Origin of the sequence: Tropicimonas sp. IMCC6043 (assembly GCF_004146235.1) — a bacterium.
Lineage (GTDB): Bacteria > Pseudomonadota > Alphaproteobacteria > Rhodobacterales > Rhodobacteraceae > Tropicimonas.
Genome location: NZ_SELO01000178.1, coordinates 1 through 366 on the forward strand (window position 1 = coordinate 1; position 366 = coordinate 366).

Genomic DNA, 366 nt, shown 5'->3' on the forward strand with positions numbered 1-366 from the left:
TTTAGGAAGCGGAGGACAGAGAATGGCAAACAAGCGGCACAAGCCAGAGGAGATAGTTCAGAAGTTGCGGCAGGTTGATGTGCTTGTCGGGCAAGGCATGGCACGCGTTGATGCGATCCGCGAGGTACGCATAACGGAGCAGACCTACTACCGTTGGCGGAAGCAGTATGGTGGGATGGGAACCGACCAACTGAAGGAACTCAAACGCCTTCAGAAAGAGAACGAGCGGCTGAGGAAGGCGGTGTCAGACCTCACACTGGACAAGCTCATTCTGAAGGAGGCGGCACGGGGAAACTTCTGAGCCCCGCTCGTCGTCGAGCCTGTATCGACCTGATCCGCAGCGAGATGAAGGTATCGGAGCGTCGG

At 57.1% G+C, this 366-nt stretch carries 1 pseudogene; it reads left to right on the forward strand.

What is annotated here, in order from left to right:
• Positions 1–22 precede the first annotated feature (22 nt).
• Positions 23–366, forward strand: a pseudogene (locus EU800_RS26315) (transposase); the annotation flags it as partial.